The sequence below is a fragment of the Bacillus sp. FDAARGOS_235 genome (assembly GCF_002073415.2).
Classification (GTDB): Bacteria; Bacillota; Bacilli; order Bacillales; family Bacillaceae_G; genus Bacillus_A; species Bacillus_A toyonensis.
Genome location: NZ_CP020437.2, coordinates 2,400,001 through 2,415,503, shown reverse-complemented (window position 1 = coordinate 2,415,503; position 15,503 = coordinate 2,400,001). Strand labels below are relative to the sequence as shown.

At 35.9% G+C, this 15,503-nt stretch carries 14 protein-coding genes (1 of these 14 running past the window's edge); 10 read left to right on the top strand and 4 right to left on the bottom strand.

Annotation, left to right across the window (positions count from 1 at the left end):
• Window positions 1-35 precede the first annotated feature (35 nt).
• A complete protein-coding gene (locus tag A6J74_RS14330) occupies window positions 36-260 on the bottom strand; it encodes a hypothetical protein (protein ID WP_000275433.1) in 225 nt (74 codons plus the stop codon).
• Window positions 261-385: 125 nt separating this feature from the next.
• Between A6J74_RS14330 and A6J74_RS14325 the strand changes: the two genes are divergently transcribed.
• The 4 genes from A6J74_RS14325 (at window position 386) to A6J74_RS14310 (ending at window position 3,736) form a co-directional block, all read left to right on the top strand.
• Window positions 386-667 (top strand): gamma-type small acid-soluble spore protein, encoded by a 282-nt coding sequence (locus tag A6J74_RS14325; protein ID WP_000039034.1) that lies wholly within the window; start codon window positions 386-388, stop codon window positions 665-667.
• A 188-nt stretch (window positions 668-855) separates the two neighbouring features.
• Window positions 856-1,116: a YgaB family protein gene (locus A6J74_RS14320; protein ID WP_000651155.1), complete on the top strand. Its 261-nt coding sequence runs from the start codon at window positions 856-858 to the stop codon at window positions 1,114-1,116.
• Between the two features lie 274 nt (window positions 1,117-1,390).
• Entirely contained in the window at window positions 1,391-1,921 is a 531-nt protein-coding gene (gene ntdP / locus A6J74_RS14315; RefSeq protein ID WP_000885402.1) for a nucleoside tri-diphosphate phosphatase, read from the top strand.
• 54 nt (window positions 1,922-1,975) lie between these two features.
• Window positions 1,976-3,736: an ABC transporter ATP-binding protein gene (locus A6J74_RS14310; protein ID WP_001161588.1), complete on the top strand. Its 1,761-nt coding sequence runs from the start codon at window positions 1,976-1,978 to the stop codon at window positions 3,734-3,736.
• 13 nt (window positions 3,737-3,749) lie between these two features.
• On the opposite strand, the gene A6J74_RS14305 is transcribed toward A6J74_RS14310, so the two are convergent.
• The 3 genes from A6J74_RS14305 to hemL all read right to left on the bottom strand — a co-directional run bounded on the left by A6J74_RS14305 (window position 3,750) and on the right by hemL (window position 11,186).
• The gene (locus tag A6J74_RS14305; protein ID WP_000765783.1) at window positions 3,750-4,838 is read right to left on the bottom strand and encodes an aromatic acid exporter family protein; all 1,089 of its coding nucleotides are present in this window, start codon (window positions 4,836-4,838) and stop codon (window positions 3,750-3,752) included.
• A 414-nt stretch (window positions 4,839-5,252) separates the two neighbouring features.
• Complete coding sequence (locus tag A6J74_RS14300; protein ID WP_000932749.1) at window positions 5,253-9,689, bottom strand: glutamate synthase-related protein; 4,437 nt, start codon at window positions 9,687-9,689, stop codon at window positions 5,253-5,255.
• Between the two features lie 198 nt (window positions 9,690-9,887).
• Entirely contained in the window at window positions 9,888-11,186 is a 1,299-nt protein-coding gene (hemL, locus tag A6J74_RS14295) for a glutamate-1-semialdehyde-2,1-aminomutase (RefSeq protein ID WP_001011873.1), read from the bottom strand.
• A 127-nt stretch (window positions 11,187-11,313) separates the two neighbouring features.
• Between hemL and A6J74_RS14290 the strand changes: the two genes are divergently transcribed.
• The 6 genes from A6J74_RS14290 to perR form a co-directional block, all read left to right on the top strand.
• A complete protein-coding gene (locus A6J74_RS14290) occupies window positions 11,314-12,327 on the top strand; it encodes an ABC transporter ATP-binding protein (protein ID WP_000843664.1) in 1,014 nt (337 codons plus the stop codon).
• Entirely contained in the window at window positions 12,320-13,111 is a 792-nt protein-coding gene (locus tag A6J74_RS14285) for an ABC transporter permease (RefSeq protein ID WP_000521521.1), read from the top strand. Before A6J74_RS14290 ends, A6J74_RS14285 begins: the two co-directional genes overlap by 8 nt.
• 4 nt (window positions 13,112-13,115) lie before the next feature.
• On the top strand, window positions 13,116-13,901 hold the full coding sequence (locus A6J74_RS14280; RefSeq protein ID WP_000965746.1) for an ABC transporter permease: 786 nt from the start codon (window positions 13,116-13,118) through the stop codon (window positions 13,899-13,901).
• Between the two features lie 72 nt (window positions 13,902-13,973).
• Complete coding sequence (locus tag A6J74_RS14275) at window positions 13,974-14,378, top strand: potassium channel family protein (RefSeq protein WP_000964361.1); 405 nt, start codon at window positions 13,974-13,976, stop codon at window positions 14,376-14,378.
• Window positions 14,379-14,422: 44 nt separating this feature from the next.
• The gene (bcp, locus tag A6J74_RS14270) at window positions 14,423-14,878 is read left to right on the top strand and encodes a thioredoxin-dependent thiol peroxidase (RefSeq protein ID WP_000633719.1); all 456 of its coding nucleotides are present in this window, start codon (window positions 14,423-14,425) and stop codon (window positions 14,876-14,878) included.
• A gap of 298 nt (window positions 14,879-15,176) precedes the next feature.
• Window positions 15,177-15,503: the 5' portion of a peroxide-responsive transcriptional repressor PerR gene (gene perR, locus A6J74_RS14265; RefSeq protein ID WP_000237831.1), read on the top strand. 102 nt of this gene lie beyond the right edge of the window; 327 of the gene's 429 nt are visible here — the first part of the coding sequence; it begins with the start codon at window positions 15,177-15,179; its stop codon lies off the right edge, out of view.

Below are 15,503 nucleotides of genomic sequence, written 5' to 3'. Positions count from 1 at the left end.
ACAAAAAAAGTGTTCCCTAGATTGGGAACACTTTTTTAATCGTAAGAAATTTTTGTCCCATGAGTCCAACTGGCATCACCTTCTTGTAAGCCACCTCTTGATTCAATTTCTACTACAATTTCTTTATAAATACTTTGACCTTCTGCGTTTAAATAGGGCAAAATCTGTTGTAATGAATGATGAAAATAAGCTAATTCATCTTCTTTCCATTCATTTTTTGAAATCATCGTTAGTTCAGTCATATCGCGTCCTATATACATATTTCCACCTCCGTACCCTATAGTTTGAATGAGTATTAAGAGATATATGCGGAAATTTTTCAACAGAAAATTACGGATAGTTTCTGGTTGAATTGGTTACATTATTGATTGTGGAGGTGAGAAAGATGAGTAAAAAACAACAAGGTTATAACAAGGCAACTTCTGGTGCTAGCATTCAAAGTACAAATGCTAGTTATGGTACAGAGTTTGCGACTGAAACAAATGTACAAGCAGTAAAACAAGCAAACGCACAATCAGAAGCAAAGAAAGCACAAGCTTCTGGTGCACAAAGTGCAAACGCTAGTTATGGTACAGAATTTGCAACTGAAACAGATGTGCATGCTGTGAAAAAACAAAATGCAAAATCAGCTGCAAAACAATCACAATCTTCTAGTTCAAACGAGTAATGAAAGAAAAACACTTCTCCAATTCGAGAGAAGTGTTTTCTTTGTGTGCGGGTCATTGTAATGAAAAGAAAGTGAACGACATAACTTCTAATAAGTCAACAAATGTAGTCAAAGGAGAAGGAAGTTAAAGATTAGAAATATGTAATTAGGAATAATAACTAATGAATAAATCTAAAAGGGGGTAAGTAATGAAGGATTTTGATAAGTTGGTAGGAGAGCAATTGGAAACGATGGATGAGCTGTTAAAATTGCAATCACACTTAGAGAAGTATCAGCAAATTGAAGTGAGTGAAAAGGATACGTGCGATAAAAAAGACTTACATTTTATTCGCCAAGAAATATATAGAACAGAAATAGCATTGAAACTATTACATGAAAAATTCGAAAAGCAAACGAATAGTGTGATTAAATCTTTTAAAACTGAAAAAATGATTTCAAATTTAGGATAAGATATGTTCTTACCTTAAGATGAAAAGTCCTTCTTAACATGAAAATAAGGAAGGGCTTTTTCTGTTATTATTTCCTTATTTATAAATGAGTCAGGAAAAGCCTCAGTAGGGATATGGTATTCAACAATAAACATGCAGTGTAAAAAATAGAGTCTTGTCGCTTTAGTTTTAAAATTTCGACAAAAAAGTTATAATAGAAAAAAAGTGAATGCAGTTCAAAGGATAGTTGATTTAATTTAAGAAGGGCATTTGCAGTTGAAAGAAGGGAGCATATATGGCATTTCCCAAAGAAGGAGAAAAAGTACAAATACATAGTTATAAACATAATGGCTCCATTCATAGAATGTGGGAAGAGACAACGATTTTAAAAGGGACACAGAGTCTTGTAATTGGAGCGAATGATCGAACAATAGTTACAGAATCAGATGGCCGAACATGGGTTACTCGGGAACCTGCAATTTGTTATTTTCATGCAAACTATTGGTTTAATGTGATTGGGATGCTAAGAGAAGAGGGCGTATATTATTATTGTAATTTAAGTTCTCCTTTTGCATATGATTCAGAAGCATTAAAGTATATTGATTATGATTTAGATATTAAAGTGTATCCAGATATGACATATACACTGTTAGATGAAGATGAGTATGAAAAGCATAGTCAAATCATGCAATATCCACCTGTTATTGATACAATTTTAAAGCGAAATGTAGCACATTTAACGCAGTGGATTCATCAAAGAAAAGGTCCATTTGCACCAGATTTCGTAGATATGTGGTATGAGAGATATTTAATGTACAGAAATTAAAACAAACCTGCAGGGGATTTCCCGGCAGGTTTGTCCTATTAGAGGGGGGATTATGTGCAAGGTATAAAAAGATATTTAAAATTTGTTAAACCATATAGATGGCTTATTGCTATTACAATTGTTATCGGTCTAGTTAAGTTCGGTATCCCGCTTATTATGCCATGGTTATTAAAGTATATTATCGACGATGTAATCCAAGGTGGGGGTTCACTTCAAGATAAAACGTCCCAATTAATAACGGCGATTGGGATAGCCTTTTTTATTTTTGCAGTATTAAGGCCACCGATTGAATATTATCGTCAATATTTCGCGCAACGTATCGCGAATACAATACTATATGATTTGCGGAAACATATTTTTGGTCACTTGCAAAAATTGAGCTTGCGTTATTATTCGAATACAAAAACAGGAGAGCTTATTTCACGTGTAATCCATGATGTAGAGCAAACGAAGGATTTTGTAATTACCGGTTTAATGAATGTTTGGCTAGATACTGCGACAATTGCGATTGCTATTATTGTTATGTTTTCTATGAACATAAAGTTAACGTTTGTTGCTTTATTGATTTTACCTATTTATGTTGTTGCGGTGAAATATTTTTTCGGACGTCTTCGAAAATTGACGAAAGAACGTTCACAAGCGTTAGCAACTATGCAAGGTTATTTACATGAACGTATTCAAGGAATGCAAGTGACGCGTAGCTTTGCATTAGAAGAGTATGAGGGTAAGCAGTTTGAAAAAAGAAATAATGAATTTTTAACGAAAGCATTAACGCATACAAGTTGGACGGCGAGAACATTTTCGGCAGTAAATACTTTAACTGATTTAGGCCCGTTACTTGTCATTGGTTTTGCAGCATATGAAGTAATTCAAGGTCAGTTAACGCTAGGGACTATGGTAGCTTTTGTTGGTTATATGGATAGTTTATATAGTCCGCTTCGCCGCCTTGTTAATTCATCTACAACATTAACGCAATCTTTCGCCTCGATGGATCGAGTGTTTGAACTGTTAGATGAAAAGTACGATATTGTTAATGTGCCAAATGCGGTACAAGCGAAAAAATTAAATGGAGAAATTGTATTTGATAATGTGTCTTTTCGTTATAATGCAGATGAAAAAGAGATATTACATAACTTGTCATTAACTATGCGGCCAGGAGAGAAGGTAGCACTTGTAGGAGCGAGTGGGGGAGGAAAGTCATCTCTTGCTAGTTTAATTCCGCGTTTCTATGATGTTTCGGAAGGGTCAGTTTATGTAGATGGGATAGATGTAAGAAAGTATGATATGAGAAATTTACGTAGCCATATTGGAATTGTACTGCAAGATAATTTATTATTTAGCGATACAATCGGAGCTAATATTTTATATGGAAATCCGAAAGCTAAAGAGACAGAAGTGATTGCAGCAGCCAAAGCCGCGCAAATTCATGATTTTATTATAGAGTTACCAGATGGTTACAATACTGTTGTTGGAGAACGTGGTGTGAAGTTATCTGGTGGGCAAAGGCAACGTGTAGCAATTGCGCGAGTATTTCTAAAGAATCCATCGTTACTTATATTAGATGAAGCAACTTCTGCTTTAGATTTAGAAAACGAACGGTATATTCAAGAGGCACTTCAAACGTTAGCTGCTGATCGGACGACGATTATAATTGCACATCGATTAGCAACGATTACGCATGTTGATACAATTATTTACATTGAAGATGGTGAAATTAAAGAAACAGGTTCTCATGAAGAGTTAATGAAAAAAAGGGGATTCTATTACAATTTATATCAACTTCAAAATATAACAGAAACAGCTCCTTTAGCGTAAAAGGAGCTGTTTTTTATTCGTCTTCTTTTTTATCGTCGATTTGGAGTTCTGTTTCTGGTTTATGGTATGTGTAGAAGCTATCCACAAGTAAATCTAAATGCTCTACTTCTTCACTATAATTAATAATTGAAGAAATAAGAGGGAATAGATGTAACCATGTTTTATATGCTTCCTCATCATCTTTGTTTTGATACTCCATAAAGATATCAATTAATTCTTGTTTACCTGTTTCAACTTCATCAAGCATCTCAACGGATTGTTGTTTCTTTGCTTTACCAATAAATTTTAATAAAACTTGTTCATGATAATGCGTTAATGAGTCAAGTTCGTTTTGAATAGATTCCTGAAATTCTTCTGGCATATAGCGCAGTTCATTTTCAGTGCGATGTAATGATTTTAACGTACTTAAAGCACGGCTTGTCGTCGCTAACATTTGTCTGAATAAAACGAGCTTACGAATTTTTGCGAACTGTACTTTTTTCGTGTAGCTTCTTTCTTCTTTATACAGCAAATAGTAATGGTTTAGTTTGATCATTTTTTCTTTCATACGATCAATATCAGTTTTTAACGTTGTAAAGTCAGAAGCTTGCCTGCTATTCATTCGAATCCATTTCACAATTTCCTCTGTATTATCAACGATACGATGATAAAGCTTTGTTTCGTATTTTGGCGGCATAAACACTAAATTTACAACTGAAGCCGCAATAATTCCGATCATAATCGTCGCAAAGCGAAGTAAGGCAAAACTAAAGAAATCTTCGCCTTGATACTCCATAATGGCGATAACTGTTACTAAAGCAATTGATATTGTGTTTTCTAATCGTAATTGTAATGTAAGAGCAATTACTAATATACATGTTAATCCAATAATAAAAGGATTATGTCCAAAAGCAGTAGCAAATACGATAGCGAATACCGCACCAATTACGTTTGCTTGAATTTGTTCAAGTGCAGTTAAATATGAACGATATACAGACGGTTGAACAGCGAATATAGCTGAGATTCCCGCAAATACCGGACTCGGTAAGTGAAGTAAAATACAAGCAAATAAAGCTAATGTGATGGCAATACCCGTTTTTAAAATGCGAGCACCAAGTTTCATACCCTTAATAAGATCCTTTCTCTTGTCATAATGAATGTACAACATGATACTATACATTCATTACAATATGTTAGCAAGTGATATTTTAGTGATATAAAAAAAGAAATTAAGATTCATTTATCCCGCTATTTGCGGGCAGTAGAACTCCTACCTCAAAGTTCGGCTAGAGCAAAGGAGTTAGGTGGGAGTCGGGCTGCCCGTAAATGCCCGATTGGTGTGGGCTCATAATCAGTGGGGGATGAACAAAACCACCATTGATTAAAGTTTCACTTTATAATTTTTTCCTAATTCTTTTTAAACATTAATTTTTAGTAAAAAAACCTGCTGAATTTCAGCAGGTTTCAAATTGTTACTATAGATTACTATGAGAAGTATACTTCGTCAATTTTTTATTGAAAATAAAAATGGTATATATCACTCAGTTGAGATAGATGGATCAGCCTGCTCCTTTTTCGGGATAATTTCAAAAAATTGCTGCTGCATATCATCTAGTAACGGGGTTAACAAAGCAACTTCCTCATATTGCTCATGCTCATTTAATACACGAATATAATCTAGCAATAGTTCAGTTACATCTTGCACACCATTTTTACTAATTGATTGTAATGTAACATTTGCACCTTTTGCGATTCTTCTTTTTAAGGCTTTTTCTGTTAAACCTAAGTTTGAATCATGACGTAAATAAACAACACCACCAGTCATACCAGCACAGATCCATGGACCAGGATCTCCTAAAACAAGAGCCCGCCCATTTGTCATATATTCAAAAGCGAAACCTTTAATATTCGAGTATGATCCTATATTTCCTTGCTCTTTTTCACGGAGTGGTTTTGTCATTCTCCCTCCAATTATCATGTCTGCTCCAGAAAGGCGAATACCAGCACGAGCGTCGGCGTTACCTTGCACGTATAATGCACCTTTTTGTGCACCATATCCAAATCCTTTTCCGACAGACCCATTATAATATGTTCCATTTTTACCTTTTGCTTTCGTTATATAAATGCCACCGCCAAATGAAGTTTTGCCAATGCCATCTTGTGCGCCGCCATTTACGTGTATAAATAAGTTTTCACTATTGTAAGCGCCTAATCCATTTCCAGGAACAGAGCCATTTGTATACTTTAATGTAAGTGGTTCAAGCTTTGTATCTTCATATAATTTACTACGAACGCGATAACAAGATTCTAAACCGCCCATGACTCGTTGCTCTACGCCAACTCCTACTAATTCTTTTGAGTGAGGAGAATGCACTGTTTCAAATTGTTTTTCTTCCACAGATACTCTTGTTGTAACAGTTGAATTTTCTATCGTTTGTAGTAAATTACATAACTCTAACAAATCTTGACTTCGAACTTGTTCTAATAAATCGGAACGCCCGACAATTTCTTGTAAATTTGTATAACCGAGTTGCCCTGTTAACCGTTTTAATTCTAAACCGAAAGTGGTGAATAAATTTAATAGGCCAGCAACTGCGCTTTCTAATTCGCGCGGGACGAAGCGGCGTAATCCATGTTCTTTCGCTTGTGCTTCAGATTCAATTTGTGTTGCAATTCCAACGTGGCAAGTATCTAGATGACAACCACGGCAAGTTGTACAGCCGATGGCAATCATTGATAATGTACCAAACCCAATACGGTTTGCTCCAAGAAGCATGATTTTTAAGGCATCATTTACACTTCGAATACCACCATCTGCCCAAATTTCTACTTTATGTCTCATACCTGCTTCTAGTAGAGCGTTGTGAGCAGCTTTAACACCGATTTCTACTGGAAGACCTACATGTTGTAATGCATGAATACGTGCAGCCCCTGTTCCGCCGTCAAATCCGCTAATGTTAATAAAATCAGCGCCAGCTTTAGCGATACCGACAGCAATTGTTCCAATGTTAGGAACGACAGGGACTTTTACGGCTACTTTTGCAAGTTGATTAGCCGTTTTAATTTCTGTAATCATTTGAGCTAAATCTTCAATCGAATAAATATCATGGTTGTTAGAAGGCGAAATTAAATCTGATCCAATTGTAGCGTTACGTGCCTCAGCAATTTTTGCGGTTACTTTAGAACCTGGTAAATGTCCGCCTTCGCCAGGTTTTGCGCCTTGACCGATTTTTATTTCAATTAAATTTGATGAATTTAGTAGTTCAGCGTTTACTCCAAATCGGCCAGATGCAACTTGTTGTCCACGTGTATTTGGGTATTTGCCAATCATATCTTTAATTTCGCCGCCTTCACCGTTCAAACTAATCATATTTAGCTGATCGGCAGCTTCTGCATATGCACGAAAGGCAATTTCATTTTGAGAACCGAATGACATGGAACTAATAATAAACGGTAAATCATGATTTTGAATGCTAATAGACACTTCTTCAGCCGGAACGACATGCTTTGTTTGTTTCGTTTGAACAAGGTGTCTGATTGCAATCGGATTATTGTCTTCTAATTCACTTAACTTTTCGCGGTAATCATCATAAGAATTTCCTTTTGCAACATCACCAATTGCTTTCCAAATCCGTGGGAATATATGAAATGATTTTCGCATTCTAATTTTAGGGTTGTTATAATCATTTGCCCGCGATTTCGCATCTTTAGCAAGCGATTCAAGTGAAAAAGCTAAATCATTTGAACCGAAGAAATTCGTAATTTGTAATATATTTGCGATTTCCTCATGTAATCCGATAGAGGAATAGAGGCGGCCGTAACCACGTAACTCATGAATTCCAATTGTTGAAATGACTTTCTCTAGTCCTTTATTAAGTGCATTATACAGATTCATAATTGGTGTTTTTGATCCATCATTTACGGTCGCGAACAATAAATATGGATTAATACTGTCTGCTCCTAATCCATATAGTGTGACGATATCGTGTAAGGAACGAAGGGCACCAGAACGTATAACGAGAGAACAGTTTCTGCGTAATTTATTTTCACTTAATACTTGATGTACTTTAGCGGTAACTAAATGTGGATCCATCCATAACTGTTCATTTAGATGAGCTTTTGCGTCATCTAATAATAGTAGGGAAGCACCATTGTTAACGGCAGCTATCGCTTCGGAACTAATTCGATTTAATGCGCATTGTAAAGTTTCTAACGGACTGAAGGTGGCAGAAATTGTAGCGATAGAACTATGTGTAACGAACAACTGTATAAGTTGTTCGTACGTAATTGTGTGCAATTCCTCTGCGATAGATTGTGCAACACTTCCTTCTAAAATAATTGGTGAAAGCATCTCAACTACAAATGGCTGTTTAGCGCCGCTTAATAAACTTGGACGCTCTCCAAGTATCGTCCGTGTGGAGAAGTGTTCGACCTCTCGATCGCGATCGATTGCTGGATTTGTAACAACGGCTACACTTTCCTTAATAAAGTCAGCAATATTTCGTCTATCCGTATCGAGTGCAGCAAGTGGCGAGTCATGACCAAGTGACCGAATTGGCTCAACTCCTTTTGTTGCCATCTGTTCAAGGAGCTGAATATGCTCTCGATCCCACCCGAAAGAAACGTACTGTTTCGTTTCAACTTGAACAGAATCACATAATCCTTGGATTTCTTTCGCTTCAGGGATAGATAAGTTTAAATGATAATTGTTAACATCGATTCGTTTTTGGAAACGATTATATACTTCAATTTGGTATTTGTCGTATTCATAAAGAACAAGTTCATCTTGTTCATTCCATTTTAATCCGACCTTTTCTCCAGGAGCGAGTGGTTTCGGTTCTTCTACATATTCGGTTGGTGATACAACTCCAGGTTCAGAAGAGAAAATATAAGAGCTTTCTGTTTCTACTTTCCATACTGGTCGTAGGCCAAGGGAATCGACGCTGAATACAGCTTCATCTTTATAGCGTGAAATAATGCCAGCGGGTCCTTGTGCGAAATGTCCCCAAGCTTCTCTTATATAAGTGTATAAGTTTTGTAAGTTTGTTTCGTATAGTTTTATTTCATTAATAATTGGTGGGAATAGTATATCCATCGCTTCAAATAAGCTGTAGTTATATTGAACAAGAAGAGTCTCTAAGGTGCGGTTTAAATCTTGGGAGTCACTTCCCCCTGCCGTTAGTGGTACATGAATCATTTCGGCTTGATCACGTAATTTGGCAATTGTATTAATTTCACCATTATGTCCGAGAATGCTAAATGGTTGTACACGAAAAAAATTAGATAATGTATTAGTAGAATAGCGATTATGTCCTAATGTCATAGTTGAAGCGATAAGTGGGTGTTGTAAATCGTTGTAATAGGCAACAAGTGTATCTCCAGCACCTAGAACTTTATATACAACATGATCACGACTTAATGAAGCAACGTGAATCGCTTCGTTTTCCTCTATTTTTATCGTTACAGCAAATAATGTTTGCTCAATACTTTTAACTTCATTTTCAGCGATAAGGGCAACTTGCCAAAATAAAGGTTCTTCCTGTTTACCAAGTGGACCGAGTGCATCGGAATTTATTACATCATCACTTTCGAAAATAATAGTAAAGTTTTCATTGTTTAATTGCGTACGAATGTAATTTTTTAAGTCAACAATATTTTCTTTTTTGTTTAGAAAAAAATGTCCAACGATAAAGTGGGGATGATCCACAATCGTTGGATTATATCCGCTACTTTTCAATTTTTCGTTCCAAAGTACTTTTGGTACATCAATATGGATTCCAATACCATCGCCTTCGCCATTGATGAAACCAGCTCTATGGTTCATTTTGATTAGTGATTGTATACAAAGGTCGATATTTTCTTTTGTAGGAATTTTTCTTTTTTCCATAACGGAAACGATTCCACACGCATCATGTTCTGCATTTTTATAATCTCGAAATAAAGACGGTGTCCATGTATTTTTTTTATTGAGCATCCGTCAATCCCCCCTCTTGTAAAAGATTGAATAATCTTACTATTTAAGGTGTAAATCACCTTGTACACAGAGATAATAACGATCTAAAAGAATATAAAACAGATAATTATGAATAATTATACTATTAATGCGGGATTTATGAAATAGAAAAAAGGAAAAAAGAAAGGTAACCTTTCTTTTTTCCTTGTAATGACAGTATTATTTATTGTCTGCTAAAGCAGCAAATGCTCTTCCAACAGCTTCGATTGTATATTCGATATCTTCTTGTGTATGTTCTGTCGTTAAGAACCATGCTTCATATTTAGATGGTGCTAAATTAATACCTTCTTGGAGCATAAGTTTGAAGAATCTACCGAACATTTCACCATCTGTATTTTTGGCTGCATCGTAATCTTCAATTGTAGTTGTCGTGAAGTATACAGTTAATGCACCCTTTAGGCGGTTTACTGTAATATCGATATTATGTTTTGTAGCTTGCTCTAAAATTCCTTTTTCAAGCATTGCGCCAAGTTCATCTAATTTCTCGTATACGCCTTCTTGTTGAAGAACTTCTAGACAAGCGATACCAGATGCCATAGAAGCAGGATTTCCTGCCATTGTACCAGCTTGATATGCAGGTCCAAGCGGGGCAACTTGTTCCATAATTTCTTTCTTACCACCGTAAGCGCCAATTGGAAGTCCGCCGCCGATAACTTTACCAAGTGCAGTTAAGTCTGGTGTTACGCCAAGTAAGTCTTGAGCACCACCGTACATAAAGCGGAAAGCAGTAATAACTTCATCATAAATTACTAATGCACCAGCTTCATGGACAAGCTCATTTACTTTCTCAAGGAATCCAGGTTTAGGCTCTACAATACCGAAGTTTCCAACGATTGGCTCTACAAGGATAGCTGCTACTTCATGTCCCCATTTATCTAACGCTTCTTTTAAAGTTTCTACATTATTAAAGGGAACGGTAATAACCTCTTGTGCAATACTTTGTGGCACACCAGCTGAATCAGGAGTTCCAAGAGTAGAAGGACCAGAACCAGCTGCTACAAGTACTAAATCGGAATGACCGTGGTAACAACCAGCAAATTTCATAATTTTTGTGCGACCAGTGTAAGCGCGGGCAACACGAATGGTTGTCATAACGGATTCTGTACCAGAGTTTACGAAGCGGACTTTATCTAATGCAGGCATTGCCTCTTTTAACATTTTTGCAAATTTTACTTCCAGTGCTGTTGGCGTTCCGTATAGTACACCATTTTCAGCAGCTGTTGTAATTGCTTTTGTTATATGGGGGTGAGCATGTCCAGTAATAATAGGACCGTATGCTGCTAAATAATCGATATATTTATTTCCATCTACATCCCAGAAATAAGCACCTTTTCCACGTTCCATTGCAACGGGAGAACCGCCTCCAACTGCTTTGAAAGAACGAGAAGGACTATTAACACCACCAACGATATGTTCTAAAGCTTCTTTATGTAATGCTTCTGATTTCGTGAAATTCACTACAATTCATCTCCTTACAAAAATCTATGTATTATTCTAACATGTTTTTAGAAAAGACGTATTGTTTGTGATAGAAGGAGCAGTTGGGTAAACTATTCGTTGTGACATTTAGGAAGGGGGTCCGATTATGAAATCGGTAATTGAGGTACAAGGGTTACGTAAAGAGTTTACAGCCTATTCAAGTCGTCCGGGATTAAAGGGTGCATTTCGCGATTTATTAAATCGTAATTATAAAATAGTACCAGCAGTAAATGATGTGTCTTTTACTGTGAAGCAAGGTGAAATGGTTGGTTATATTGGTGAGAATGGTGCTGGTAAGTCAACGACGATTAAAATGCTTACAGGGATTTTGACTCCGACTTCAGGGCAAATCACGGTGAACGGAATGAATCCACATAAACAAAGAGAAGAATTTGTGAGAACAATTGGTGTTGTTTTTGGTCAGCGCTCTCAGCTTTGGTGGGATATTGCGGTACAAGAATCGTTTCGTTTATTGAAGAAAGTGTACGGTGTTTCAGACACTCAGTATAAGGAACATATGGAGCACGTAATCGAAACGTTAGATATTGGTCCTTTATTAGATAAGCCTGTCCGAAAGTTATCTCTTGGCCAAAGGATGCGCTGTGAATTAGCGGCAGCATTAATTCATAATCCACCGTTACTATTTTTAGATGAGCCAACAATAGGGCTAGATGTTCTTGTGAAATTGAAAATACGTGAATTCTTAAAAGAGATGAATGAACGTTATAAAACAACAATTTTATTAACAACACATGATATTACTGACATTGAAGCTTTATGTGAGCGCGTTATCATGCTGGATGAAGGAAATATTATGTATGACGGTTCTTTAAATAACCTTCGCACACAGTGGGGAGCAGAGAAGGAAATCCATTTTCAATTTGTCGCTCCAGTTTCTTATCAGATGTTATCGATGGTTATGCCAGATAGTCAAGTCGTTTGGTCAAAAGCGAAAGAGGAAAATGCGTGGGTTGCAAAAATACCGAATGAAGAAATTATTATTTCAATGCTTATTTCTAAAGTAGTACAAGCTTTTCAAATTAAAGATTTAAAAATTAACGAAGTGTCTACAGAGGAAATAATTCGTAACATTTATGAAGAAGGTATTAAGCATGGGTAAGTATATTGAAATGATTCGCATTCGCTTTTTAATGATGCTTGCTTATCGTACAAATTATTACAGCGGGATTTTAATTTATACGATTAATATCGGTGCGTATTATTTTTTATGGCAAGCGATTTATAGCGGGAAAGAGAATATTGAAAGTTTATCTATTTCGCAAATGACTACGTATATTGCGATCGCATGGATGGCACGTGCTTTTTATTTCAATAATATCGATAGAGAAATTGCGATGGAGATTCAAGAAGGGCGTGTGGCGGTAGAACTAATTCGTCCATATAACTATTTAGGAATGAAAGTTATGCAAGGTCTTGGCGAAGGGATATTTCGTTTTGCGTTCTTTTCAATCCCAGGTATGGTCATCGTTACTTTGTTATTTTCATTACAAATTACAACGAATTTTCAAACGTGGTTATATTTCTTCTTATCGTTAATATTTAGCTTTATCATTAATACACAAATAAACTTAATGACGGGAATGCTTACATTCTTCTTATTTAATAATAGTGGAATTATGTATGCAAAACGTGTTGTGATTGATTTATTTTCTGGTTTATTATTACCGATTAGTTTTTATCCATTATGGGCCCAAAAAGCAATGGTGTTTTTACCGTTTCAAGCAATTAGTTATATTCCGAGTATGATTTTCTCTGAAGGTATACAGGGAAGTGAGTTATATGAAGCTTTGTTATTTCAAGTAATTTGGGCAATTATACTTATTATTCCAATTGTACTCATGTGGAAAACGGCGAGAAAACGTCTAATTGTACAAGGGGGATGATAGGATGCTATATATAAAATTATTTTTGCAATACGCAAGCCAATATATAAAAACTAAATTAGAGTATCGAGGCGATTTTATCGTCGGATTACTTTCGGATTTATCACTACAAGCGGTTAATTTAATCTTTATTCTCGTAGTATTTGGGCATACACAAGCATTAAAAGGATGGAGCCGAGAAGAAGTCATCTTTATTTATGGTTTCTTTTTAGTACCGTTTGCCATTTTTTCAGCATTCTTTAACATATGGGACTTTAATGATCGTTACATTATTAAAGGTGAAATGGATCGTGTATTGACGAGACCAATTCATAGCTTATTTCAAATTATATTAGAAAGAATGGAACTTGAATCTTTAATTGGAGCGGTTACAGGAATTATTGTAATGGGATACGCAGCAGTAGAACTAAATTTATCCTTTTACTGGTATGATTTCTTCCTATTCTTACTGATGGTAGGAGGAGGAGCGCTTGTGTACGGCGGGATATTTGTTACGCTTGCGAGCCTTGGTTTTTGGTCGGATGCGAAAAGTTCCATTATGCCGCTTATGTATAACATAGGTAATTACGGCCGCTATCCTGTTAATATTTATAACCGTGTAATTCGTTTCATTTTAACGTTTGTTTTACCATTTGCATTTGTTGGAGTATACCCAGCGGCGTACTTCTTAAGAAAAACAGAGTGGAATAGCTATGCATTTGCAACGCCAATTGTTGGTGTCATTTGCTTTACTATTGCAATTACTCTCTGGAATCAAGGGGTAAAACGATATCGTGGTGCGGGGAATTAATTATAGAAGCTTGTTCGTTTCAAAGGGATAAATCAGCCGCCCATCTCATACATATAAAATGAGGTGGAGGACATGTTATGGGGATTTATTCTATTAACTGCAGCAGTAGCTATTTTAAGAAGTGTCCAATTATTATGGAGTTCGTATTCAGATTCAAAACGTTTCTTTTCGTTATATAATTTAGCCTCGTTATTTTTAATTTATACAACAGTACTGATTGCATTTGGATTAAGTTATGTTGTATTAGAGGAAATGGGTTTTACAGTTTTGAAAGAAGATGGTGAAAGGTTGACCGCTCATTCTTTTCAGCTTGTTGAAATTTGTTTATATTTTAGTGCAGTCACTTTATTGTCCGTTGGATATGGTGATATAGCTCCGATTGGAATAGGGAGATGGATTGCAATCGGAGAAGCACTAATTGGATATACATTACCGTTTGCTTTTGTGATGAGGTCTGTAATAGACAATGAAAAATAAGATCGCATTTGATATAGTAAAAGAAACAATAAGGAGTGATAATAATGATTACAGTAGGAGAAATGGCACCGGAATTCACGTTAGAAGGAAGTAACGGAGAACAAGTTCGCTTAGCTGACTTTCGCGGGAAAAATGTAGTTCTATATTTTTATCCGAAAGATATGACCCCAGGGTGTACAACAGAAGCATGCGATTTTCGTGATGCATATGGATTATTTCAAGAGAAGGATACGGTTATCCTTGGTGTAAGCCCTGACTCAGCGAATAGACATTTGAAATTCATTGAGAAGCATGAACTTCCATTTACACTTTTAGTAGATGAAGATCATAAAGTGGCAGAATTGTACGATGTTTGGAAATTGAAAAAGAACTTCGGGAAAGAGTATATGGGAATCGAACGCTCGACATTTCTTATTAATAAAGACGGTGAACTTGTAAAAGAGTGGCGTAAGGTAAAAGTAAAAGGGCATACCGAGGACGTTCTTTCTTATATAAAGTAAACCTATAGTGGAGGTAAAATATATAGAAGTAAGGCAAGTGTCTATACATATTTTATCGTCTTACATAAAGTGGAAGTGTAGGGCATACCTCCTCAGATGATAGTATTCCAAGTGCGATTATGTCGCACTTTTTTCTATGTAAATGTATAGAAACTGGGGAAAGATACATAAGAATAAGGCTATATACAAAAATAAACCACATACTTATAGTAGAAATATTGACGATTTATAAGAAAAGGAGTACACTCTTTATAAGAATTATAAAATAATAATCCGTATAGAATCGGGGTGCATGACGGTGGTCAAAGAAGAATTAAAAGAAGCGCTAGAAATGCTGAAAAATACGGGTGTACGCATTACTCCACAGCGTCATGCTATTTTAGAGTACCTTGTGGAATCTATGACGCACCCAACAGCGGATGACATTTATAAAGCATTAGAAGGTAAGTTTCCAAATATGAGTGTTGCAACTGTTTATAATAACTTACGTGTATTTAAAGAAGTTGGACTTGTAAAGGAATTAACTTATGGAGACGCTTCAAGTAGATTTGATTATGTTACAAGTCAACATTATCATGTGATTTGTGAAAAATGTGGTAAGATTGTTGATTTTCCTTATGGAGGA

Bases quoted from the DNA above. Each gene is read 5' to 3' on its own strand.
- A6J74_RS14330 (WP_000275433.1), bottom strand. From the start codon at position 260: ATGTATATAGGACGCGATATGACTGAACTAACGATGATTTCAAAAAAT.
- A6J74_RS14325 (WP_000039034.1), top strand. From the start codon at position 386: ATGAGTAAAAAACAACAAGGTTATAACAAGGCAACTTCTGGTGCTAGC.
- A6J74_RS14320 (WP_000651155.1), top strand. From the start codon at position 856: ATGAAGGATTTTGATAAGTTGGTAGGAGAGCAATTGGAAACGATGGAT.
- ntdP (WP_000885402.1), top strand. From the start codon at position 1,391: ATGGCATTTCCCAAAGAAGGAGAAAAAGTACAAATACATAGTTATAAA.
- A6J74_RS14305 (WP_000765783.1), bottom strand. From the start codon at position 4,838: ATGAAACTTGGTGCTCGCATTTTAAAAACGGGTATTGCCATCACATTA.
- A6J74_RS14300 (WP_000932749.1), bottom strand. From the start codon at position 9,689: ATGCTCAATAAAAAAAATACATGGACACCGTCTTTATTTCGAGATTAT.
- A6J74_RS14290 (WP_000843664.1), top strand. From the start codon at position 11,314: ATGAAATCGGTAATTGAGGTACAAGGGTTACGTAAAGAGTTTACAGCC.
- A6J74_RS14285 (WP_000521521.1), top strand. From the start codon at position 12,320: ATGGGTAAGTATATTGAAATGATTCGCATTCGCTTTTTAATGATGCTT.
- A6J74_RS14280 (WP_000965746.1), top strand. From the start codon at position 13,116: ATGCTATATATAAAATTATTTTTGCAATACGCAAGCCAATATATAAAA.
- A6J74_RS14275 (WP_000964361.1), top strand. From the start codon at position 13,974: ATGTTATGGGGATTTATTCTATTAACTGCAGCAGTAGCTATTTTAAGA.
- bcp (WP_000633719.1), top strand. From the start codon at position 14,423: ATGATTACAGTAGGAGAAATGGCACCGGAATTCACGTTAGAAGGAAGT.